The sequence below is a fragment of the Fibrobacter sp. UWR3 genome (genome assembly GCF_900143055.1).
Taxonomy (GTDB): domain Bacteria; phylum Fibrobacterota; class Fibrobacteria; order Fibrobacterales; family Fibrobacteraceae; genus Fibrobacter.
In genome coordinates, this window is sequence record NZ_FRCW01000007.1 from 79,484 (window position 1) to 103,014 (window position 23,531).

The following is a 23,531-nucleotide window of genomic DNA, read 5'->3' on the forward strand; positions in this document are numbered from 1 at the left end:
TCATTTTCCTCCATTACGATACTCTTTTATGGGCTTATCCAAGTAGATTCCCCCACTATAGCATTTATACACACTGCAATTCAAATGTTCGCACAGGTTTTCATAATATTTTTTGCCGCCAAAAATTACAAAGTGCTCTTTTCTTAAATCGAATTTCTTTTTCAACGAATCAAGAACTTTGTCAGCCCATTTTTTTCGTTCTGATGCAGTTTTATTGCCGAGATAGCAATCGTAGTAGCAAATCCCTTTTTTTCTGTCCAATAAATGATGCTTAGCAGAAAGAATTAGCCAATCCTTGCAATGAGATTGTGCATATTCTTTTGATTGTCGAAAAATATTCCCTGCGTACAAATCTTCTGCAGCAAACTTTTTGCCCTTATCTTCAACAGCTTTTTTATTTTTTCTCTTGCTGCAGGCAATAAGTCCTATACTTTTTTTCATATTTAGCACCTCATTGATAAATCCTTGCCTATTGACAAGTGATTGCATTAGTAAAATATATCTTTTCATCCTTCTGTCAATACCTCTCTACTTTTTTATTCAAATATTTTTCACTTCAGTCAGCATTTGTCGCATACGGTGTGTATATTATAACCGTAAAAATGCAACAAGGAGCGACGTTATGCATAGCGATGGAATATTCTTCTGGTCTGAGGATGTGCAGGCCACGTGTTCCGAATGCGGGAAGGAATCAACGTTCAACGTGGATTTCGAGGACGCTTCGGGGGATGAACGCCTGAACTTCTTCAAAATTCGCACTTCGATTGCGGCAGAGGAAACCTGCCCGCATTGCGGGAACATCATTCAGTTCGACATCAGGTACTGGCAGCGGGAATTCTACGGCAAAAAGCCTGACGGCAGGCAGTTCTGCCGCGGCATTACCTTGTGGAAGACGGACTATACCGCGGGGGGATCCACAGACGCTCCGTTCAGGGAGTTTGAGGCGACGGCGGTAGACCACCTGGAAGAACTGCGGTTGAACTTCGCGGATGCCTTTGAACTCATCGACAACTTGCGCAAGGTCACCCAGGACGACGGCTTCGTTTCTGTCAGGAATGCCCTGAAGGAGAAGGAGGCGGTTTACGCGAAGATGCGCAAGGCGACAAAGGCCGATAAGGCCGCTCGCGACCAGTTCGAAATCGAGGCCATTGATTCGGTAATCCCCGAACTCAAGCGGCTCATTGACGCACACGAAGACGTTTTGAAAAAGTGTAGGTGATTATGGAAGACTACTATGTTGCGACAAGCAAAGAAGACCTGATGGAACTTCGGGATTTGCTGAAGAGGCTTATTAGAGAAGAGAAAACGAAGCCGAAATCAAGAAGCCAGGACCTGTTTGGAAGTTTTGATGATAACGAGTTCGAACTTTATGATGTTCAGAGAGACTTGAGAAAATATATTGATACCGTTGTAGCGAAGGACCGTCAACACCTTGAGCAGTTGATTGCGGAGACTATCGAGAAAGAAGGCCCCGAATGCGATCTGAATTTCATAGATGTGTCTAACATAACGGACATGAGTGGACTGTTTATGGATTCCGAATTTAGCGGGGATATCTGCCTATGGGATGTCTCGCATGTAACGAATATGAACAGTATGTTCCGCAATTCCAAGTTCATTAGCGGTATATACAAGTGGGATGTCTCTAATGTGGAAGACATGGGCGAAATGTTTGCGGAATCGCCATTTGATGGCTACATTGGCGCTTGGAAACCAACTAAAGTAAAGAACATGCGGCGGATGTTCTATAAGTCCTCATTTAACGGAGGTGTTTATGGCTGGCATGTTAATAATGTGGAGAATATGGAAGAGATGTTCGCCGAGTCGCGCTTTTTTGGTGACGTCAGCCATTGGGAAGTTTCTGACGAGTGCAACATAAATGGCATTTTTAGCGGCACGCGGCTAGAAGCGGTGTGGAATACGGATTCCGAGCAAAACGAGTTTATCCGGAACCTAGCTGAAAAGGTGAAAAAATGGCTGGACAAGGTCTATCGGGAACGGGCCGAGCGGTTCATACAAGAATGCCCGCTTTTATAAGCGGGCATCTTTGTTGTGTGAGGTGTGCTATGCAACTCGCGTGACGCCGGGGCCGGTTATCGTGCTGTGGCCCTTCTGGCTGGTACTGCGTTCCAGCATGATTTTCTGGCTGATGCTGTTCACCACCGATTCCACGTGGGTGATGATTCCGAGCATCTTTCCTTCGCGCTGCTGGCAGCGGAGGCAGTTCATGACGTCTTCTAGGGTCGCGTCGTCCAGGGTGCCGAAACCCTCGTCCATGAAGAGCGATTCCACGCGCACGTTGCGGCTTGCGAAGTCGGCAATCCCGAGGGCGAGCGAGAGGCTCACCAGGAACTTTTCGCCTCCGGAGAGGTTCGAGATACGGCGGTCGTTGCCGAATTCAGAATCGGCCACCTTGAAACCGAGGTTCCCTTCGGCGACAAGCCTGAAGCGGTCCTTGACAATCGCCAGGTGCTTGTTGGCAAGCTTCAGGAGCGACTTGAAGGTAAGCCCCTGCACGAAGGTGGCGAAGTCGCTGCCGTCCATTACACCGAACCATTCGCCCATCGCCTCCCAGCGAGAAAGTTCCGCCTTCTTCGCGTCGAGATCCTTCTGCAGAATCTGCAACTGGGCGACGTTTTCTGTATAGGCTTTCACGCGGGCGCGTGCCGCACCCGATGAGCCTTGCAGTTCGCCGAGTTCCTTTTCGACGGCGGCCTTCCCATCGGTAAGGGCCTGCAGGGGCGTCTCGTCGGAGCGTTCCGCCTTCAGTTTTTCGAGGGCCTCGGTTGCCGCCTGCTTCTTGCCGGTTGCGGTAGCGATGGCGCCGTCGATACGCTTCTTTTCGTTCTGCAACTTCGTGAATTCGGCTTCTTGCAGCAATGCGGCCTGGAAGGCGGCTTCGTCGGCGAAACCCTTCGCGGCGATTGCGTTCACGAATTTTTCGCTTGCGGTCTTGATATCGCCCGCGGTCTTTTCGAGGGAACCCTTGAGCGCCGTGATTTGCGTATTGAGTTCATTGTGCCTGTTTTCGATATTGCGGAACGCCTTGTCGGCAGCGTCGTACTTGTTGGCGGCTGCGGTCTTGCTGGCAGTCGCTTCCTTCGCGACGGCTTCCACGTCCTTGTCGCCGAACTTCTCGCTGCGGGAACTGCGGAGTTCATCCAGCTTGCGGGAGACATCATTGAGGTTTGCGGTTTCCTTTTCGAGATGGTCCTGTTCATGCTGGACCTTCTTGCCGTACAGTTCCACGTTGTTGCGGGCGATGGCAAGATCATTCGAAAGTTTATCAAACTTGGTCTTGTTTGCGGTGAACTGCTGCAGGCGCAATTTCAGGTCGGCAAGGGTGCTGTCCGCGTTTGCAAGGTCAAATTCAGCCCAGGGCTTCCAGAGTTCCGCCACCTTTTCGCTCGCCTCGTTTTTCTGGCTGTTCAGCGATTCGATGTTTTCGCTTGCCGCATTCCCGGCGGTCAACGCGCGGCTCTTGGCATTTTCGTACTGCCCGAGTTTCGCATCTGCGTCCTGCAACTTCGTGTTCAGTTCGCGAATCTTTTCGGCGGTGCTTGTCACGCTGGATTCATCGGCGACCGTTCCGTTCGAGTGTCCGCAGGCGGGATGTTCCGTAGAGCCGCAGACCGGGCACGCCTTGCCCTCTTCCAGGTGGTTCTGGATGACGTTGGCGAGCGCGAGCACGTCGTTCCGGAAAAGTTCGTTCTGCTGCTCGAGAAGTTCCTGCTTGAGCGCGTTTGCGTCATTGAGACCTTCTTCTGCCTTTTTCAAGTCATCTGCGAACGCCTTTTTCGCCTTCTCTTCGTCGGCGATTTTCTTGTCGAACCCGCGGATGCTTGCGACAAGCGTTTCGCTCTGCGGGATAATTCCTGCAAGTTCCGCGTCCTTCGCGTTCGCTTCCTGGGTCTGTGCGAGGGATTCGACCTGCGGTTCGAGCGACTTGATGGTATCCTGTGCCTTTTTCAGTTCCGCTTCTGCCTCGGAGAGAGACTGTGCGGCGGTGGCCTTGCGGTTTTCGGCTTCGGCCTTCACGCTTGTCGCGTTTTTCAAGTCCTGGTCGAGCTTGCGGATTTCGTTCCAGAGCGCTTCGTTTTCGGCGATAAACTGCTCGGTGGCCGTCTTCTCCTTTTCGGCGATGGCCTTGTTATCGCCCGCGGATTTTAGGTCGCTTGCCACCTGCGGGAGCTGCTTCTGGAAATTTTCGAGTTTCGCCTTGTCGTCTGCCTCGTGCTTGCGGAATCCCTGCAGTTCCGTATGCAGCGTCGCGCATTCGCGGGCCTTCTCGGCATCTGCGAGCCGCTTCTCGTTGCCGGCGAATTCGCTCTTGTCCTTGTTCGCTTTTGCAAGTTCGGTTTCTGCGCTTTCCAGGCTGCGGGTGCTTTCGTTCATCGAGTTGCGCCAGGCGATACGGGCTTCGAGATCCTTCTTCTTGTCCGTGAGGGCCTTTTCCTTGTTCGCGACTTCTGCAAGCAGGGCTTTGTCCTTCTCGATGTCCTCGGCCTTGGGCATGGTGTTGTTCAACGCATCGAATGCCGCCTGCGAAGTCTCCTTTGCCGCTTTCGCCTCGCGCCTGTGGTCACCCACCTTCTTTCCGATGCGGCGGTACTTTTCGGTGCCGTTCAGTTTTTCGAGGATGTCGGCGCGTTCCTTCTCTTCGCTGGTGAGGAACTTGCTGAATTCGCCCTGCGCGAGCATGATGGAACGGCAGAACTGCGAGTAGTCCAGCTGGATGATTTCGGCATTCGCCCTGGCCAGTTCGCTGTTCCTGCCGGTATTGCCCGCAAAGATCGGGTCTTGCGGATTCTCGATGCGCCAGATTTTGCCCTGCGCGTTTTGCAGGTTGCCATCGGCCTTGTCGCGGGCGCGGCGCTGGTTCCATTCCGATACATAGGTGCCCTTGCGGCAGCGGTACGTGACGCGGGCGAAACAGGTGCCCTTGTCCGATGTCATGACGGCGTTACCGTCGTTGCCGTTGTAGATTACTCCCTGGCGCGGGGTGGCGCCGTAGAGGGCGAGCGTGATGGCGTCAAGAATGCTCGTCTTGCCCATGCCCGTCTTTCCGCTGATGACGAAAAGGCTATGGTCCAGTTCGCTGTAGGAGGGGTCGGTAAAGTCGATGCACCACTTGCCGGCGAGACTGTTGATATTTTCGAATTCGACTTTCAGAATCTTCATGTATTAGGCCTCCTCGCTGCCGGTTTCGTTGTTGACTTCTTCGACTACCTGCCTGAAAAGCGGGAGGTAATCATCGAGGGTCTTCTGGATGCATTCGTCCATTTCGGGCGCACCCATCCTGCTCATTACGAGACGCTTGAAAACTTCCTCGTCGGTAAGGACGTCTACCGATTCGAGCGTATCGTCCGAGAAGGCGTCCGCCGCAAGGGTGTCGGCGCGTTTCACCTTCTTGCTCACGACCTCGAACGGGGCGCCTTCCAGCACGGATTCGAGCGCCTCGTTGATGCTCACGCCCGGAGCGTAGTCGTACACGACTTCCACCTTCAGGGGCTTTTCTGCGGGCGCATTTTTCAGCTGGTTCAGCTGCATGACGATATCCGCGACAGAGCCCGATACGCGCAGGAACTTGAAGTATTGCGGGGTCTCGATTTTCTGCACGTTGGGCGCTTCGCCCTTCTGCAGGTCGATTGCCAGGATATGGTGCGGGATGCTTGCCTCGTCAAACCCGAGCACGAACGGCGAGCCCGAGTACCGCACCTTCGGGTTGCGCGCCACCATGGTGGTGTAGTGGATATGCCCGAGGGCCACGTAGTCGAGGCCTTCCGGGAAAACGGAGACGGGGATAGTCCCGAGGTTACCGACGATATCGCGCATGCCGTGTTCCTTCGCGTCCCTGCCCTCGTCGTTTTCGGGGCGGCCTTCCAGCCTGGAGGCGTACAGGTGGCCCGTTGCCACGATGGGGATGTCGCGGCCGGCGCGCAATTTTTCGGCGGCCTCGTAAACGGCGCTGTAGAGCCCGCTGTATGTACTCTGGGCGAAATCCACCGCGTCTTCGGGCTTGAAACGGCGCAGTTCCGTTTCGCGTACATACGGGACTGCGGCGCTGATGCCCACGACGTTCCCGCTGGCATCCGTCAGTTCCTTCACGAGTTCTTCTACGGGGCGTTCCCCGAGGGAACCCACCATCTGGATATTGAGGGCTTCGAGCAGGTCGCGCGGGGCGTCGAGCAGTGCGCCCGAGTCGTGGTTCCCGCCGATGAGGACGATGTTCTTGCAGTTTGTTTCGAGCAGGGAGGCGAGGAACCGGAAATATTGCCTGCGCGCCTCGATGGGCGGGTTGGTGGTATCGAAGATGTCGCCTGCGATTACGAGGCACTGCGCCCCGAGTTCCACGATGCGTTCCCTGAGCCAGGCGAGGAACTGCTCGGTTTCTTTTTGGCGGTCGATGTCGTGCATCGAGTTGCCCAAATGCCAGTCGGCGGTGTGTATGAACTTCATGTTCTTCCTTTCCGGCACGGAGCCGGAGTTCTTTATCGCTTCAAATATAGTATCGCCAGAATGGCATAAAATGTCAAATAGGACTTGAAAAAAAATTTCCCCCGAAAAAGTCCACATTTGACAATCCCCAGTTGTTAGGGTATATTTATAATCAGGCCATGTAAAATAACATGGCGCAAGAAAGGGATTGGTTTATGAAAAAAAGGAATTTTGGAGTATCCGGTGCGGCTCTGGCGATGGCGGCGTTTGTCGCGGGCCTCGCGGGTATCGTTTCTCCCGCACATGCACAAACTAAGGTCGTTGTCGACCCTGGCAAAAAATACCAGGTTTTCGAGGGCTGGGGCACGAGTCTCTGCTGGTGGGCCGTAAAGGCGGGCGCCTGGAGCGAGGCTAACCGCAGCAAGCTTTTGGGTGCGATTGCCGACCCCGATACGGGCTTGGGCTATACGATTTTCCGCTACAATATCGGTGGCGGCGACCAGCCGGGCCATAATCACCTCACGAAGGGCGACGGCGGCGCGAACGTTCCTGGCTACAAGCCTACCGAAAAGGGAAGCTACGACTGGACGGCGGACCCTTACCAGCGCACGATTGCGATTGAACTTTCCAAGCGCGTGAAAAGCCCGATATTCGAGGCGTTCAGCAATTCGCCCCCGTGGTGGATGACCAAGAGCGGCTGCGTCTCGGGCTCTAGCGACGGCAGCGACAACCTCAAGGAAGACTATTTCGACGACTTCGCGGACTACCTCTCCGAAGTGGCGCTGCACTTCAAGAAGGAATGGGGAATCACGTTCCGCACGGTGGAACCGTTCAACGAGCCGAGTGCCGGCTGGTGGAAGGCGAACGGCGGTCAGGAAGGTTGCGGCTTCAAGAACAACCAGACGAAGATGATTGTGGAACTCGGCAAGGCGCTTCAGAAGAAGGGCCTGTTCCCCGAGACTTCGGTGAGTGCTGCCGACGAGACGAACATCGGCGATGCCCTGAACCAGTTCAACAAGTACAGCGGCGAAGCGCTTTCTTACATGTTCCAGGTGAACACGCACAGCTATTCCGGCGGCGATAACCGCGCCAAACTTTTCAATGCGGCGTTCGCGAAAGACAAGAAGGTGTGGCAGTCCGAGACGGGCCCGCTTCACAAGAGCGGCGACGAGAACATTGCGCTCTGGATGGCGGGCGTGATTCTTGCAGACCTGCGCGACATGAAGGCGAGCGCCTGGGTGGATTGGCAGATTGGCGACCCGGCCGAGAACTGGCGTAGCCTCGCGCTGAACCACAGCAAGCAGACTTTCAGCCCGAATGCACGTTACTACATGCACGCCGCATTCAGCCGTTACATTCGTCCGGGTTCGCGCATTATCGATAGCGACAACGGCAACACGCTCGCGGCGCTCTCGCCCGAGGGAGCGCTGGTGCTTATCGTGCGCAATAGCGGTTCTAGCGACGTGAAGTACAGCTTCGACCTGGGCGAGTTCGTGAAGATTGGCACGAGCGCGAAGGTGGTGCGATTTGAATTGCCGGGCAGCCTCACCAAGCAATCCGATATCGTGGTTTCGGGCAAGGCGCTTTCGATGACCGCGAAGTCCAACACGATTACCACGATGGTGATCGAAGGCGCCGAAGGTGGCGCATGCAAGCCGGATTCCATCATCCCGTATTCGAAAATCAACAATAACGAGGGCTGGTCCACCGCGACCGAAATCTCGCTTTCCAAGGGGGACTCGCTCTCGATTGGCCCGCACCCGTGGGAAGGCGGACGCTGGGTGTGGAGTGGCCCGAACAACTTTACCTCCACGAACCGTGAAATCCACATCAGCAAGATGGACGGCACCATGAGCGGCTACTACAAGGCGGTGCACACGAACGCATCGGGCTGCGAAGGCTCCGTGACCTTCAAGGTGGTGGTGGACGATCCGGCTCACCCCTTCGTGGAACCCGATACGAGCGTGAACGACACCAGCGTTACGGACACGTCGTCGCACGATTCCACGACTGCAATCGGATTGCGCGGCCTTGCGGGCGGGGCGCCTGCATGCCCGTTGCTCGGTGCCGGCGCTACGGTGCAGGTCTTTGACGTGCAGGGGCATTTCATTGGCAGTATGCGCGAGGAAAGGGTACGCGCGCTGAATGCGGGCGTGTACCTGCTCCGTGCCGGCAAGTCCGTGCGCAAGATCCGCGTGGAATAGCGGTATATACAGGCAACGGCAACCCCGTTGCCCGCGACAAACACTTGCCTTCCCGCATCTTCTAGTAACTAATAACTAACAACCAATGACTAATGACTAATAACTAATTACTATACTTTAGCGCATGTTTTTGGAGAACACTGCGCAAAGGGTTGTATTTGGGCTGATTGCGATTCTGCTTGCCGTCACTACGGGCAAGGACTGGCTCGACTTCTACGGTTGCGGCGCAGTGAACCAGTGCCTTGTCGATGCGGGCTCGCTCCAGCTGCTCACCAAGTTCTCGATGTCGTTCCTCCTTACGGTGATGGCGTTCCTCGTTTCGCGCGACTCGTTTTCCAAGCTCGATGCAAAGACGCTCCGCATGGCCTTTATCTTCTCGCTTCTCGCCGATTTCAGTTTCAGCATGGTCAAGTTCTTTGCACCGGACGAGCGCGCTCTCAGTAACATCCTCGGGATTGCGTTCTTCATCATGTTCCAGGTGGTGCTTATTCACAGGCATACGCGCAAGTCGGAAACAGATACAAAGCCCGGTAAGGTACACAAGTTCCTGCTGATTCCGGTGGCGGCCTTTACGGGAGCGCTTTTTGGTGGCAAAATCGTTGAGCCTACGCTCGACAACATTACGCTCGTGATTGTCGTCGTGTACGGCATCTTTGTCATCACGTCGCTAATCGTGGGTTTCCTTGCCCCGCGCAACGGTTACTTCCCGGCGGTAAACGCGCAGCTCATCCGCTGGGGCATGGTCACGTTCTTCTTCGGGGATGTCCTCGTGGGCCTCGCGCTGATTACGGGCGAAGACCACAGCGCCCTGCAGGCGGTTGCGGAAATTGCGAACAACTTTGTATGGTGGGTGTACGTTCCGGCCCAGCTCATGCTGATTCTGGGTACAAAAAAAGGCATCCGCCACGGTGGAACACTCGAAACTACTATTTCTGAAAGATAGCAGTGCCTTGGTGCTTCGTTTTTCACGTCGATGCGCGCCTAAACTAGACCACAAGAGCCACGAGCTGTTTATATCTTGTTAGATCGGGCGTTAATCCGTGCGATGCCTATGTTTTTAATATACCTTAATTTAGGGGCAGATGCAATAGGCTAATAGCCATATTTTGCATTTTGTTTGTCATGAAATTGTAAAAAGACTAATAACTGCTGACTTCCTGCCCTTCTTCGAGGAGTGCGGACATTTCCTTCATGGCGTTGTTCAGTTCGTCGCGTTCGACCTTTATCTCGTGGAGCATCTTGCGGTGCGCGAACAGCTGCTCGCACATTTCGAGAGCGAGCAGTGCCATGCGCTTGCCGGTTTCGAGGTTGTAACGCTCGTAACTGCTATACCGTTCGTCGATATAGTCAACGATTTCCTTGATATCCCCGTCGGGAAGGTCGGTCTTTATCGTCAGCCGTTCGCTTCCGACGTTTACGGTTACGGACCTGTGTGTATTGACTTCTACCATTATTTCATTCCTACGCCGAATGGATCGTCATCCATCAGCCATTTTAGCCGAAAAAACCGGGTTGCGAGCCTCCTGCGCTCGCGAAAAGGTCCGGTTCCTTCTCATTTGCGGGGTGTACTTCTATAATATCTTCTTCATCTTCTGCGGGAACGATATGCGATTCGGGCTCCGCAACCTGTTCGGGTTCTGCGACCGGTTCAGGTTCGGGCTGAGCAACTTCTTCTGCCGCGGGTTCCGCGACCTGCTCGGGGGCGGCCGGTTCGGGCTGTGCGGCGGGCTGCTCGTTGAATGCCACGTCCACGGGAATCTCGGTGCCGAGTTCGTTCTCGATGGTCGATACCATCTGCTTGAAGCGTTCCTGTGCCTCGCGGATTTCTTCGCCCTGCGCCTGGATGGTCTCGTTCAGGCTCGCCTTCTCGGTGTTGAGCACGTCAATCGCGTTGTCCTTCTCGGCGATGGCGTTGTCCCGTTCGGCAATCAGGTTGTCCTTCTCCGCGATGATGCGGTTCAGTTCCTCGATTTTCTGGTTCAGGATGCTCTCGTTCGCCTTGGATGCCATGCAGTCGTTCTGGAGGGCGTTCAGCTTCTCGTCCCTCTCGTTGATGCCGGCGTCGAGCCATGAAATCTTCTCGTTCGCGTTCTGCAGGTTGCCGTTCGTCTGGTCGAGCATGTTCTGCAGGTCGGTAATCTTGGCGTTCGCGCTGTCGAGTTCGCCACGGAGCCCGTCAATCTCGCCCTGTTTCTGGTTTATCGCCTCGTCCTGGGCGGCGGCCTGGTTGGCGCGGGCCTGGAGTGCTGCCTTGCAGTCGTTTATTTCGTTGTTGAGGCTCTCGAGGACCAGGTTCCTGTCCTGCATTTCGGCCTCTTTGGTTGCCAGGGTCTGCTTCAGGGTGGCGTTTTCTTGCCGCAGGTTGCGTACGGTTGTGAGGACGCCATCGACCTTTTGCGAGAGGAGATTGATGTTCTCTAGGTTCATTTATTGCTCCGTGATCAGGGGGTGTGAATCACCCATAAAAAGATATATAAAAAAATAAGCGGTAAAGTACGAAAAAAATCATAAAAATTATGGTAATGCGAGAAATGTCGGGGCGGAATAAATTTTACCTTGTAGGTCAGTGATTCCCGTTAGCGAACATATCGAGCGCAGGCTTGCCGAACTCCCCGCGTTGCCGGGCGTCTACATCATGCGTAACGCCCAGGGGAAGATTATCTACATCGGCAAGGCGAAGGTGCTCAAGAACCGCGTGAGGAGCTACTTCGACGGGAGCGAGCATAACGGCCACCGGGCCGCGACGCTCATGCTGCCCTATATACGCGACATCGAGTGGATTATTACCGAGAGCGAGTCCGAGGCGCTAATCCTGGAGGCGAACCTCATCCGCAAGCACACGCCCAAGTACAACGTGCTGCTGAAGGACGACAAGCATTTTCCCTACCTCGCGTTCTCGGTGAACGAGCCGTTCCCGAGGCTGTTCCTTTCCCGCGCGGTGCGCAAGGACGGCTGCCAGTACTACGGGCCCTACATGAATTCCCGCATGATAGGCCAGCTGCAGGACATTGCCGCCCGCCTGTTCAAGATTCGCGAGTGCAAGTTGAAGCTCCCGCTGGCAAAGCCCGCGAGGCCCTGCCTCAACTACCACATAGGGCGGTGTGGCGCCCCGTGCGCGGGGCTCGTGACGCAGGAGGAATACCACCAGGCGGTTCTCCAGACGCAGATGCTGTTGAACGGGAAACGCGACGACCTGATTGCCCAGTGGGAACGGGAAATGCAGGAGGCGAGCGACCGGCTGGATTTCGAGGCCGCGATGAAGAAGCGCGACGCCATCCAGGCCCTGAAGGCTACGGGCGTGCACCAGAAGACCGACGTGACGGATGCGCGCCTGTGCATGGACGTGCTGAGCCTCCGCCGGAACGGCACGATGGCGGCCGCAGTGATTTTCGAGTACAGGAACGGCGTGCTCTGCGGGCGCCGCCACTACCGCCTGGAATGCAAGCTGGAAGAGGACGAGACCGAGATTTTCCGGCAGATGCTATTGCAGTGGTACATGGACGTGGAGTTTATCCCGGGCGAAATCGCGACCGACGTTCCCCTCGGGGTGGGCGACGAGGGCGGCATTGCCGGAGACTCGCCGGATACGGAACCGCTCGCGCAGGCCCTTGCCGAGAAGGCGGGCCACAAGGTGGCAATCACGAACCCGCAACGTGGCGAGAAACTCGGGTTCCTGAAACTTGCGGGCGCGAACGCCGACATGATTCTGGTGGAGATGCGCGCCGAGGTGCAGAAGTACAGCGAAATCGACCAGAGCGTCTTTGAACTGCAGAAGGTGCTGGGCCTCAAGAAGACCCCCTTCCGTATCGAGTGCGTGGACATTTCGCACCTCTCGGGCACGAACACGGTGGCAAGTCTCGTCGCCTTCAAGAACGGCAAGCCCGACAAGAGCAACTACCGCAAGTTTATCATCAAGACGGTAACGGGTGTGGACGACTTCGCGAGCATGCGCGAGGTGATGACGCGACGCATCCGCAGGCTCGAAGACGAAGGTACGCCCATGCCCGACCTGTGGGTATGCGACGGCGGTAAGGGCCAGGTGGATGCCACCATGCAGATTCTGAAGGAACTCGGGCACGACAAGGACTTGCCGCTCATCGGGCTTGCGAAGCGCCTCGAAGAAATCGTGTTTCCCGACGACCGGAAGAGCATCGTGCTGCATCGCACGAGCCCCGCGTTGAAACTCCTGCAGAATGCCCGCGACGAGGCGCACCGCTTCGCCATCACGTACCAGCGGAGCAAGCGCAAGAAGGATTTGGAAGTGGAATGGCTCAAGATGCCCGGCGTGGGGCATGAGACCCGCGTGAAAATCCTTTCCCGCTACAAGAGTGCGGAGGCGTTCATGGCCGCGCCGCTCGAGGATATCGTTGACCTGCTGGGGAAGGTGCGCGGGAACAGCGTCCGCGAGCAGGTCGCAGAGTACTGTGCCAAGTTTATTGGACAACCGCTCGGCTCTGACGCAAATGAGGAACCGCCCGCGGACATGTAGACCCTCGGCGCAGTTTTTTCCCGGAACAATTTGCATGCAAAAAAAGGTCCGCTAAAAGCGGACCCTTAAACTGTCATCCCCGGCTTGACCGGGGATCTCCCTTACAGGTTTAGTTCTGCACGCAGCGCACGTTGTAGGCGCGTTCGTTACCGTCGCTTTTTTGTAGCTCGTGAAGGTCGCTATCGTTGTAGTTCTTGACGCGGAAGGAGTTGTTCTCACCCTCGGCCTGGATCCAGATGTAGCCCTGTTCGTTTTCCAGGCCGTACTCCGTAACTTTGCCGTCGGCAACCTTGAATCTTCCGCCCACGCTCCACCACTCGTGCGGAACTTCGCTATCGAGTGCGGTTACTTCGGCGACTGTCGGGAGGCGCCAGCCTTCGGGACAGGCTCGCTGGGCTGCGGCGTAGGTGTAGTAGCGCCCGTACTTGGCGCAGTAGTCTTCGCCACCCTCGGTAGAGCAGAAACTGTTGGCTGTTTCGAAGTTCAGGTTTTCCGCCATCCAGAGCTTGCCCGCGGCGTTCTGCAGCTTGTAGCTCTTGCCGTTGCGGTTATCCTTCAGCGTGTTCCCTTCCACGACCGGAGGGGGTGCCGCGGACGAGGAGGATTCGGTAATCACGATCTTGCCTTCGCTGGACTGGGGAGCAGCCGAGGAGGAGGACGCGTACTTGGCCTCGCAGCCTTCGGTCCAGCAGAACACTCCGCTACTGATATAGGTGCTGCCCTCGACGGTGCCGGAATCGGTAATCACCACCTGCTGGTGGACTACGGACGTATCCTGGGAATCGCCTTCCTTGCTTGCGCTCGATTTAGTCGAGGAAGCGCTGCTCGGTGCAGTGCCGGAGGAACTGTTGTCGACTGCCTTGTCGGAGGAGGACTCCGTTTCGTTATCGGCGACTGGCTGTAACGGACTGGTGCTCCCGTCGTCGGAACAGCCAGCAACTAAACAAAACACACCCAAAACGCCCATTTTTAAAATGATTCGTTTCATGCTCCAAATATACTTTACAATTCGGGGAGTTAACAGAAAAAAGTTTTTTACTATATTTTCTATCACTATGAGCAATGTTGAAATTTTCGACACCACGTTCGCCATGACCATCCTGGTCATCATGGCGGTTTGCATCCCGTCCATACTGCTCCTTGCCAACTGGTTCCTGCACCCGGGCAAGGTGAAGAACGTCCTCATCAAGGGTTCCGCCTACGAGTGCGGCCTTGCCCACGTTTCGGGCACGGCGAACGAGCGCTACCCCGTCAAATACTACATGGTAGCCATGCTTTTCCTCGTTTTTGACCTGGAAGTGGCGTTCCTCTACCCGTGGACGGTGCAGTTCCTCGCGGGCGGCTGGGAACTCCTGTTCGTGCTCCTCGGCTTCCTGTTCATCCTCGAAGCGGGCTACATCTACCTGTACAAGAAGGGCGTGCTCGACTGGACGAGCATCAAGGACTAAGGCCTTTCAAGCTATTCTATCTCAAAATAAAAAGCGCGGATTCCACCGGGAGTCCGCGTTTTTCTGTATACAGAAAGGCTCAAAATTCCCTTTTTACACCGTGATTTAAATCACCGGAAAATGCCGCGAGTAGTTCTAGAAAGCTTCTCTAAAGTAGAACGTCATGCCGAGGCTCTTGAAGTCCACCCACGAGAACTCGGCGCGGGCGTACAGGCGTTCGCTCTTGTTGAGCGCGAACTTGCCGCCGAACCCGACGGAACGGTGCCACTCGTTGCGCAGCAGCTGGCTGAAGTACGGCCCGACCTTGCCGCCTTCGAAGAAGATGTCGCCGGCGAGTCGCCAGAACAATGTCTTGCGGAGTTCCACCTGCATCATGAGCGCCTGGTTGTCGCGGAAGTACTTTGTCTCCACGCCGCGGAAACGCTTGATGCCGTCGGGGCCCGCCATGTACTCGAAGGGCACGTCGCCGTCGGAGCGCTGCCACATGAGGCCAACCGCCATGGAGGTGTTCCAGATGGTCTCGCCGTAGGTGCGCAGGTCTAGCTCCTGGTACGTGAAGCTGAAGTCGCCGAGAGCGTCGTTGTAGAACCGGTGTTCCCACTGCAGGTACATGCCGTGGCGCGCCCAGTTGGGGTTGTCGCGCGTGTCTACCGTGAGGTGGTACCCGAGGGCGGTGCGCCAGCCGTTCGGGTTTGCGGGGAGCGCGATTTCGCCATCGTATTCCCTGAACTCCATCGTGCTGTGGTTGATGTCGAGCACCATGCCGTAGCGGAAGAACTGGAGCGCAGGGGGGAGCCCGAGGTTCGATTCCACGAGGGCCATGAAGAAGAACGTCTCGCGGTCAAAGCTGATGTAGTCGTCCATGTCGACATCGTTGCCGATGCCGAAGAAATGCCCCACCCAGTTCTGGTACCGGAAGTCGAGCCAGCCCGAGATGCGGTCGTGCGCGAGGTAAAAATAGGGCGTGGCCGCGAACTGGAACTGTTTGCGGGTAGAACCGTAGGCGGCGATGTCTATCTCCTGCGAGTTGCCGCCCTTGAACGACGAGGGGATGAAGAAGTTCACCATCGCGCCGTACTGCAGTTCCGTCTCCTCGGTGTACCCGAGTACGGGCACGGCACTCCACCATTGGAAATGCGAGGTGTCCGCAGTGGCGGTGTCGGCCTGCACTGCCACGGAATCCGCAGGTGCCGCGCTATCCGTAGCGGAGAATGCGGGTAGGGCGAGCAGGAGGCCCGCGGCGGCTATGGTCTTGGCAAGTCGTCTCACATATTATAATGTAGTAATTAAGACCTTGTTTTCAAGGTTACTGCATAGTTATTTTGATGGTGTTGATGCTGGTCCAAGAACATTAGCATATAAAGTGGGAACATTAGAACATTTCCCGTGTTACCGATATTATAGTTCCCGAACTTGATGGCCGTATGCTTTATTAATTACTAAAGTATGTTTTTAATTGTCGGCTTAACCGCCGGCGGCTTTTTTGCATTTTAATATGGGAACGTCAGAATCGTTAAAGTACCTGATTTTTATATCATTCCATCTAGGGATATTAAGCCTTATCCCATAAAATTTGTTGTAACTACTAACTAATTTTTCTGACCAGGTTTCTGCTAGATAATTTGTTTCGTGGTATTTGTATATTGTTTGTTCTAGAGCGGATAAAAAGTCTTCTAGACATTCGAAGACAGGATATTCTGCTTTTTCAGAATACCATGTTGCGGGACGAATGTTGACAATGGTCTTATTTTTATATTGAACCTTAAGAGGAAATTTACTACTTGTACAACTGATTTCCCAAACCTTTTTAAGCCAAAAATCTTCAATGGTGACGACGCCGTTTTCCATTTTATATTTGATAAGAAGATATTGTGATTGTAACTTGTATGGCTTTTCAATGATGAGGTTTATAAAACTTCTAAAGGCAGCAATATCAAAATTAGGTGATCCCGTAAAAGATTTAATTTCGAGCCAATCTTCGGAAAGATTATTTGGATTAAGCCAAAAGTCAGGGGATTCCTGCTTTAGATTATGAATGTTGGGAATGCCTTTGCTGTCTAGCCATTTGGCTATCCATTCCTCCAAGATATTGCCAATAATATTATTTTGATCAACAGTTATGTTGAAATCTTTTAATGAGAACTGGACTGAACCGGATGCGCCATTGAATCCGAAGTCATTTTTCAATTGGTCAAATATTTCGTTTGCTTTGCTCATTGTATTACCTAATGCTTGAAATAAGGCGCTTGCAAACTGCTTTGATAACGGGAACAACAACAGTGTTGCCTAGTAGATCGAAACCGTTTTTTTCATTAATATCAAACTTGAAATTTTCTGGATAACCGAACAATCGTAGACCTTCGCGTAATGTAAATTTACGAAGTCCCCCGTCATCTACAACGTAAAGTTTTTGCATGTCCATGGCTACTAAGGTTGGGGCTATATCATTTGGATCTAGTATTTTGTTGATTTCAAAACTTAATTTGCCGGCAACAATATTGTAACCTTTAGGTAGACTAGTATCATACTCTCTATAGGATACTCCGTTCTCTACAATTTTCTTTTTAGGATGCTCGTAAACAATATACCCTTTTTTTACAAGGCCGTTTAAAAGAGATGTTAGTTTTTTGCTAGGGTAAAAACTAGCAATCATTTCCTCTGTCAAAGGCATTCCGTCCATCCAGTCAATGTTGTATATTTCTGCCCATTTCTTTTTCCTTCGTTCGGTTAGGATTTTGTCAAGAAGTTTTCTTTCCTCTTTGGTTGTTTTTCCCTTTATTTCTAAATCCCAACTATGGATGTTTGATTTTCCTCCTCTCTTGTCTTTTATAGATTTTCCATACAGTTCGTCTATACGGAATTTTGATAAAAGCAGGCGAATAAACTTACTATCTTCGGTGGGTTTCCCTTTTTCTAGAATATCTGATAATTTTTTCCTTTCTAAAGGAAAATCATCTAAAGAAATTTTCTTTGAGAATGTGCCAGTAATATAAATTCGCTTGCGTTCCTGTGGAACTCCGAAATTTTTAGAGTTTATTACTTTATATGAAACCTTGTATCCAATGTCCTCTAAATGCGATAAAATTACTTGAAGAGTGCGGCCTTTATCGTGATTGACTAAGCCCTCAACATTTTCAAGAATGAAGCCTTTTGGTTTTTTTGTTTTCAAAATCCGTTCTACGTCAAAAAAGAGCGTGCCTCGTGTGTCAGCAAAGCCTTCTCTTTTTCCGGCAGCCGAGAAAGCTTGGCAAGGAAAACCAGCACATAAAATGTCAAAATCGGGGATGTCTTTGGCGTCAACTTTGGTAATGTCACCAATGATTTTTTCATTAGGATGATTTTGTTTTAGTATTGAAATTGCGTGTGGCTTGATTTCTGAGGTAAAAACGCATTCTGACACAAAGCCACATTCATGGATGGCTGATTCTAATCCAGCTCGAATGCCACCGATGCCGGCAAATAAATCAATGAATTTGATTACATTGGTGTTTTTGCTGCTCTTTTTTTTAGTCATTTCTGCTCCGCATCAAGAGTGAACGAGCCACTCTCGTTGGAGCTTTAACCGCGACTTTTCAAAAGAACAACATACATGCACAATATCTAGCGCATATGGAATGTGCTAGACATACTACGCCCACATGATAAAGTGGGTGTTGCGAGTTGTTGTCTTATTCTATGTACCTGAAATTGTCGAGATTTCTAGCTAAGAACAAGAGTAAAACTCTAATTTGAGTTAACTCTTGTTCAGCATCATTCCAGTCTGTTTGAAAACAAAAAGGCGTGGAGTTGAATGCGCTTATCAGCTAGAGGCTCTCGACTGCCCGATACAAATATACACAAACAACTCACGCCCCATAAAGGCCGTAAAGTTAAAAGACAAATGAAATTTGCCTTCAACAAAAACGATACGGCAAAGAGATTTGCCGCAGACGTGAGCGTTCGTCCTATCCTCTATATCTGGAAATTGTCGAGATTTCTAGCTGAGAATAAGAGAAAACCCTATTTTGGAGAAAAATATACATAAATATTGGGGAGAATTGAAGACAATTTTCTTTTTTCCTGTTCCCCCGTTTACATTTTGTAAATGGAACGCGCCCCGCGCTAAGCGAGGTTTCGCTTTTTTTAATATATATTATGATGGGTTTGGTTCAGGGTGTTTGGTAAAGGAGCAAGAATGAAAGGTATCATTTATGCGGCCCTTACCTTTGGGCTGTGCACTGCGGTTGCTGCACAGGCGCCGCTCAATTACGATGTCGAGAACCGGGGCAAGGACCTGGGAGCTACGGCAGGCCAGTTAAAATCCAACAAGAAACTTCCCAACCCGTTCGAATTCCACGACGGCACGAAGGTCACCAAGTTCGATGACTGGAGCAAGCGCCGTAACGAGATCAAGGCGGATATCGAGAAGTACGAGATTGGCGACAAGCCGATTCCTTCCGACGTGAGCGCCACCTACAGCGGTGGCACCCTCACGGTCACTGTCAAGGAAGGCGGCAAGACGATGACGATTACGTCGAAGTTCAGCATTCCCTCCGGCAACGGGCCGCACCCGATTATCATCGGCATGAACAGTGGCACGGGTTCGCTTTCCTCTAGCCTGTTCAGCGGCTTTGTACAGGTGCCCTTCAGCCACGACCAGGTGGCGAAATATTCCATGAACGGCCAGAAGGACACGAACGTGGGCTTCTACAAGTTCTACGGCAACAAGAACCAGAACGGCGACTATTCCGCATGGTCTTGGGGTGTAAGCCGCCTGATTGACGGCCTTGCGCAGATTGCCGACCAGTACCACCTCGACATGAGCAAGATTGCTGTCACAGGCTGCTCCTATGCAGGCAAGATGGCGCTCTTCGCAGGCGCCTTCGACGAACGCGTGACGCTTACCATCGCCCAGGAATCGGGTGGCGGCGGCATCAACTCGTGGCGCACTTCCGCAGACTTCGCGAGCCGCGGCACGAACATCGAGAAGATTGACAATACGAACTACAGCTGGTTCATGCAGAGCCTGAAGAGTCAGGACCCGTACAAGCTCCCGCACGACCACCACGAACTCATCGCCATGATTGCCCCGCGCGCGGTGATCGCGCTCGGCAACCCCGGTTACGAATGGCTGGGTGACGAGTCGGGCTACAAGTCCATGATGGCGGCGACCGAGGTGTGGAAGGCCATGGGTATCGAGGACCGTATCGGCTTCGACTTTACCGGCGGTCACGAGCATTGCCAGGCGGCATCGAGCCAGACCAAGTCCGTGACTGCGTTCGTGGACAAGTTCCTCCGCAACAAGGATGCCAATACCGATATCCACGTGAAGCCCACGAACGGCAAGGGATTCAAGATTGACAACTATGGCGATTGGATTGACTGGGAAACGCCGAATCTCCCGTATGAGGAAGCGTCGATCCCGGATACTTCTGTTGCTGGGCCCGATACCTCCGTGACCGATACGTCGATTACGTCCTGTGGTGACGGGCGCATCGCTCTGCCGAAAATCGGCATGCACGTGACGGCGGGCCGCATCGAGGTGAATGGCGCTCCGGCCGGAGCAATCGTAAAACTCTATGATGTGCGCGGTAACGTGGTGGCGACGCTGGGTGCGACCGGCGGCGACCTCCCGAAGGCAAAGGGGAGGCTCCTCGCCATTGTCGAAAGTGCTGCAGGCGTGCGTCTCATGACAAAGGCTATCGTTAATACCGGATTCTAGAAATATGAACAAAGTAATCCTGACTGCGCAGGCGATGTTTTTCGTGGTGTGGCTCCTTGCCACGGCATGCCTTGCGCAAGACCCGAACCTCCATATTTACCTGGCCTACGGGCAATCCAACATGTCGGGGCAGGCGACTGTTACCGACAAGGACCGCGTGCAGGACCCGCGATTCCTCGTGTTGCGCGCGGCGAACCATTCGAACCAGAAGGTGGGCGAGTTCTACCCGGCGGCACCCCCGATGGGTCATAGCCAGTCCAAGGTGGGCATCGCCGATATCTTCGGGCGCACCATGGTGGCTAACCTCCCGGACAGCATCAAGGTAGCGGTGGCGAATATTGCGATTGGCGGGCAGAGCATAGACCTGTTCGACAAGGACCGCAACAAGGCCTACGTGCAAAACGCGAAGAACAAGGGTGATACCTGGTGGATCCAGTACCTGGACGAATACGGCGGAGACCTCTACAAGCGAATTGTCGAGATGGGCAAGATCGCGAAGCAGAAGGGCGTCATCAAGGGATTCTTGTTCCACCAGGGCGAAGCGGACTACCAGATGAACGACTGGCCCAAGCGCGTGAAGAAGGTGTACGACGACCTGATTGCCGAACTGGAGCTCGACCCGGAAAAGACGCCGATACTCATTGGCGAACTTGCGCCCACGGGCGATTTGGGTTGGCGTAACGATGCCGTGAAGCAGGCGGCGGACCTTATCCCGAACGGCCACCTAATTTCGGCGCAGGGCTGCCCCGCGTTGAAGGAGGCGAGCTACACGCTGCACTTTACGCGCGAGGGCTACGAGACGTTCGGCAAGCGCTACGCCGAGACGATGCTCGAGATTCTCAAGTCGCAGGAACCGCCTCCGGATACGAGTTCTGCCGACACCACGGTTGCCGATACTTCTGCGCAGGATACGACGACGAACGATTCCATACCGGATTTTATGCGCAGCGTAAAAACTCCTTCGGGCATTGCGATGCATGTTACTGGCAAACTCCTCGCGGTTGCCGGCGCGCCTGCCGGTGCGCGGGTCAGGCTGTTCGATATGCAGGGCAACTTGCTCGGCGTGCTTGGTGCGCAGGGCGGCGCCATGCCGCAAATTCGTGCGGGCCGCGTCCTCGCTGTCGTCGAAAGTGCTTCGGGTATGCGCCTTATGACCAGGGCGTTCAACGTCACCGGATTCTAGGCGGTGCGATAGATTACGGCCAGACTTATTCCTTGATAGGTGCCGTGCAGGAAAGCGCGGCATCTTTTTTAATGACAGTGCGGTAATTTTTTTAATTTTGTGTTGATGCCCATCCTTTCCGCACAGAATATTACCCTCCGCTTTGGCGGCCCGCCGCTTTTAGATAACGTCTCGTTCGATATCGAGGCGGGCGACCGCATTTGCCTGGTGGGCCGTAACGGCGAGGGCAAGAGCACACTGCTCAAGATATTGACGGGCGAGATGGAGTACAACTCCGGCGATATCGTGAAGAAGTCGGGCCTGCGGGTTTCGCGCATGGTGCAGGAAATCCCCGCCCACATGGAAGGCACGGTGCGCGACGTGGTGATGGGCGGCGCATCTTTAGCCGGCGCATCTCTAGCTCGCGCGTTAAATGGCGCTTCATTAAACGGCGCGGCTGCAAACGAGGTTGAATTAAACGGTGCCGACTCCGAGATTCGCAACGCGCATGCGGAAGCGATTCTCGGGAAGACGGGCATCGCGCCCGATGCTCAGTTCGATAGCTTGTCCGGAGGGCAGAAGCGCCGCGTGCTTTTTGCCCGCGCGGTCGCGAGCGACCCGGACCTGTTGCTGCTCGACGAACCCACGAACCACCTGGACATTCCCGCCATCCAGTGGCTGGAAGGCATCGTGACCCGCCTCGAGTGCGCGGTACTTTTCGTGAGTCACGACCGCGCGTTTGTACGGCGCACGGCTACCCGCATTTTCGAACTCGACCGCGGGCGTGTACGCGGCTGGGACTTCCCGTACGACAAGTTCGTGCAGTTCAGGGACCAGGCGCTTGCGGAGGAGGAGAAGGCGAACGCGCTTTTCGATAAGCGGCTCGCCGAAGAGGAAGTCTGGATACGCAAGGGAATCCAGGCGCGCCGCACCCGCAACGAGGGCCGCGTGCGCGCACTCATCCGCATGCGCGAGGAGCGCGCCGCCCGCCGCACCCGCACGGGCAACGTGAACATGCAGATTACCGAGGCCGAACGCTCGGGCCGCATGGTGGCGCGCCTCACCGACGTGAGTTTCGCCTACGAGGGCGCCCCCCTCATATCGCACTTTACGACCGAGGTTTCCCGTGGCGACCGCATAGGCATCGTGGGCCCGAACGGTTCCGGCAAGACGACCCTCCTCAAGCTTATCCTGGGCGAAATCGCTCCCGATTCGGGCGAGGTGCGGCTCGGGTCCAACCTGCAGGTGGCATACTTCGACCAGATGCGGGCCCGCCTCCGCGAAGACAAGAGCCTCGTGGAAAACATCGGGGACGGTCAGGCGTATATCACGATGAACGGCGTGCGGCGCCACGTGCTGAGTTACCTGCAGGATTTCCTCTTTTCGGCCGAACGCGCCCGCGGCCCCATCAGTGCCCTGAGTGGCGGCGAGCGCGCCCGCCTGATGCTCGCCTGCCTGTTCAGCCACCCGAGCAACGTGCTGGTGCTCGACGAGCCCACCAACGACCTCGACATGGAAACGCTCGACCTGCTGGCCGACCTCCTCGCCGAATACAACGGCACCGTCATCGCCGTGAGCCATGACCGTGCCTTCCTGGACTCGTTCGCTACGGGCATCTTTGCCATAGAAGAGGACGGAAACGTGTTCGAGGCGACCGGCGGGTACACGGATTACGAGAATAACCGCAAGATTCGCGAAAAAGAAGCGGCCAATGCAGCAAGAATTGCTGAAGAAAGGGCGAATTCTCAAAGGTCTGGCGCCTCCGCGAACCTGCAATCCGCTCAAAATGCTCAAATTTCGCAAAATCCGGCAAAAAAGAAGAAACGTTCCTACAACGAGGAGCGCGAATATGCCGCACTTCCCGATAAAATCGAGAAACTGGAAGCCGAAATTGCCGGTTTTCAGGCGGAACTTGCCAAGCCGGAAGTCTATACCGACGCGAAACGCATCGTGGAACTACAAAAAGAGATTGCGGACCGTGAATCCGAGCTTGAAAAGGCCTACGAACGCTACGAAGAGCTGGACCTGCTCGGCGGGTAGCACATTATTGACGATATGTCTATAAAAATCGCTGCAAAAGCGGGGTTTC

General features: G+C 54.2%; 18 protein-coding genes. 9 read left to right on the top strand and 9 right to left on the bottom strand.

The features are described from left to right. The gene (locus BUA44_RS10330; RefSeq protein ID WP_217990582.1) at positions 1-489 is read right to left on the bottom strand and encodes a DUF6884 domain-containing protein; all 489 of its coding nucleotides are present in this window, start codon (positions 487-489) and stop codon (positions 1-3) included. A 133-nt stretch (positions 490-622) separates the two neighbouring features. Here BUA44_RS10330 and BUA44_RS10335 point away from each other — a divergent pair, with 133 nt between their 5' ends. Beyond that, positions 623-1,219 (top strand): hypothetical protein, encoded by a 597-nt coding sequence (locus tag BUA44_RS10335; protein ID WP_072811681.1) that lies wholly within the window; start codon positions 623-625, stop codon positions 1,217-1,219. A gap of 2 nt (positions 1,220-1,221) precedes the next feature. Continuing rightward, positions 1,222-2,037: a BspA family leucine-rich repeat surface protein gene (locus tag BUA44_RS10340; RefSeq protein ID WP_072811683.1), complete on the top strand. Its 816-nt coding sequence runs from the start codon at positions 1,222-1,224 to the stop codon at positions 2,035-2,037. Positions 2,038-2,064: 27 nt separating this feature from the next. On the opposite strand, the gene BUA44_RS10345 is transcribed toward BUA44_RS10340, so the two are convergent. Then, on the bottom strand, positions 2,065-5,181 hold the full coding sequence (locus BUA44_RS10345) for an SbcC/MukB-like Walker B domain-containing protein (RefSeq protein WP_072811685.1): 3,117 nt from the start codon (positions 5,179-5,181) through the stop codon (positions 2,065-2,067). A gap of 3 nt (positions 5,182-5,184) precedes the next feature. Continuing rightward, positions 5,185-6,459, bottom strand: coding sequence for an exonuclease subunit SbcD (sbcD, locus tag BUA44_RS10350; RefSeq protein ID WP_072811868.1), 1,275 nt, complete (start codon positions 6,457-6,459; stop codon positions 5,185-5,187). A gap of 194 nt (positions 6,460-6,653) precedes the next feature. Here sbcD and BUA44_RS10355 point away from each other — a divergent pair, with 194 nt between their 5' ends. Both BUA44_RS10355 and BUA44_RS10360 read left to right on the top strand, forming a co-directional pair. Continuing rightward, positions 6,654-8,642 carry a glycoside hydrolase family 30 protein gene (locus tag BUA44_RS10355; protein ID WP_255370525.1) on the top strand — a complete coding sequence of 663 codons (1,989 nt, stop codon included), beginning with the start codon at positions 6,654-6,656 and terminating at the stop codon, positions 8,640-8,642. A 124-nt stretch (positions 8,643-8,766) separates the two neighbouring features. Next, positions 8,767-9,585: a hypothetical protein gene (locus BUA44_RS10360; protein WP_072811687.1), complete on the top strand. Its 819-nt coding sequence runs from the start codon at positions 8,767-8,769 to the stop codon at positions 9,583-9,585. A gap of 196 nt (positions 9,586-9,781) precedes the next feature. Here the strand turns inward: BUA44_RS10360 and zapA are convergent, their stop codons facing one another. Both zapA and BUA44_RS10370 read right to left on the bottom strand, forming a co-directional pair. Beyond that, entirely contained in the window at positions 9,782-10,093 is a 312-nt protein-coding gene (gene zapA, locus BUA44_RS10365) for a cell division protein ZapA (RefSeq protein WP_072811689.1), read from the bottom strand. Between the two features lie 43 nt (positions 10,094-10,136). Next, on the bottom strand, positions 10,137-11,069 hold the full coding sequence (locus tag BUA44_RS10370; protein WP_072811691.1) for a hypothetical protein: 933 nt from the start codon (positions 11,067-11,069) through the stop codon (positions 10,137-10,139). 139 nt (positions 11,070-11,208) lie between these two features. On the opposite strand from BUA44_RS10370, the gene uvrC reads away from it, so the two are divergent. After that, a complete protein-coding gene (gene uvrC, locus BUA44_RS10375) occupies positions 11,209-13,131 on the top strand; it encodes an excinuclease ABC subunit UvrC (RefSeq protein WP_072811692.1) in 1,923 nt (640 codons plus the stop codon). A gap of 109 nt (positions 13,132-13,240) precedes the next feature. Here the strand turns inward: uvrC and BUA44_RS10380 are convergent, their stop codons facing one another. Next, positions 13,241-14,119: an FISUMP domain-containing protein gene (locus tag BUA44_RS10380; RefSeq protein ID WP_176495137.1), complete on the bottom strand. Its 879-nt coding sequence runs from the start codon at positions 14,117-14,119 to the stop codon at positions 13,241-13,243. Between the two features lie 67 nt (positions 14,120-14,186). Between BUA44_RS10380 and BUA44_RS10385 the strand changes: the two genes are divergently transcribed. After that, positions 14,187-14,579, top strand: a complete 393-nt coding sequence (locus BUA44_RS10385; protein ID WP_072811696.1) for an NADH-quinone oxidoreductase subunit A — start codon at positions 14,187-14,189, stop codon at positions 14,577-14,579. A 135-nt stretch (positions 14,580-14,714) separates the two neighbouring features. Here the strand turns inward: BUA44_RS10385 and BUA44_RS10390 are convergent, their stop codons facing one another. From BUA44_RS10390 to dcm, 3 genes are all read right to left on the bottom strand, one after another. Continuing rightward, entirely contained in the window at positions 14,715-15,848 is a 1,134-nt protein-coding gene (locus BUA44_RS10390) for a BamA/TamA family outer membrane protein (RefSeq protein ID WP_097036297.1), read from the bottom strand. Positions 15,849-16,043: 195 nt separating this feature from the next. Beyond that, positions 16,044-16,796: an NgoBV family restriction endonuclease gene (locus tag BUA44_RS10395; RefSeq protein ID WP_072811698.1), complete on the bottom strand. Its 753-nt coding sequence runs from the start codon at positions 16,794-16,796 to the stop codon at positions 16,044-16,046. Positions 16,797-16,800: 4 nt separating this feature from the next. After that, complete coding sequence (gene dcm, locus BUA44_RS10400; protein WP_072811700.1) at positions 16,801-18,093, bottom strand: DNA (cytosine-5-)-methyltransferase; 1,293 nt, start codon at positions 18,091-18,093, stop codon at positions 16,801-16,803. Between the two features lie 660 nt (positions 18,094-18,753). Here dcm and BUA44_RS10405 point away from each other — a divergent pair. The 3 genes from BUA44_RS10405 (at position 18,754) to BUA44_RS10415 (ending at position 23,482) form a co-directional block, all read left to right on the top strand. Further along, complete coding sequence (locus BUA44_RS10405) at positions 18,754-20,280, top strand: glucuronyl esterase domain-containing protein (RefSeq protein WP_072811702.1); 1,527 nt, start codon at positions 18,754-18,756, stop codon at positions 20,278-20,280. A gap of 4 nt (positions 20,281-20,284) precedes the next feature. Continuing rightward, complete coding sequence (locus tag BUA44_RS10410; RefSeq protein WP_255370526.1) at positions 20,285-21,463, top strand: sialate O-acetylesterase; 1,179 nt, start codon at positions 20,285-20,287, stop codon at positions 21,461-21,463. Positions 21,464-21,568: 105 nt separating this feature from the next. Then, on the top strand, positions 21,569-23,482 hold the full coding sequence (locus BUA44_RS10415; RefSeq protein WP_072811705.1) for an ATP-binding cassette domain-containing protein: 1,914 nt from the start codon (positions 21,569-21,571) through the stop codon (positions 23,480-23,482). The last annotated feature ends 49 nt before the right edge of the window (positions 23,483-23,531 follow it).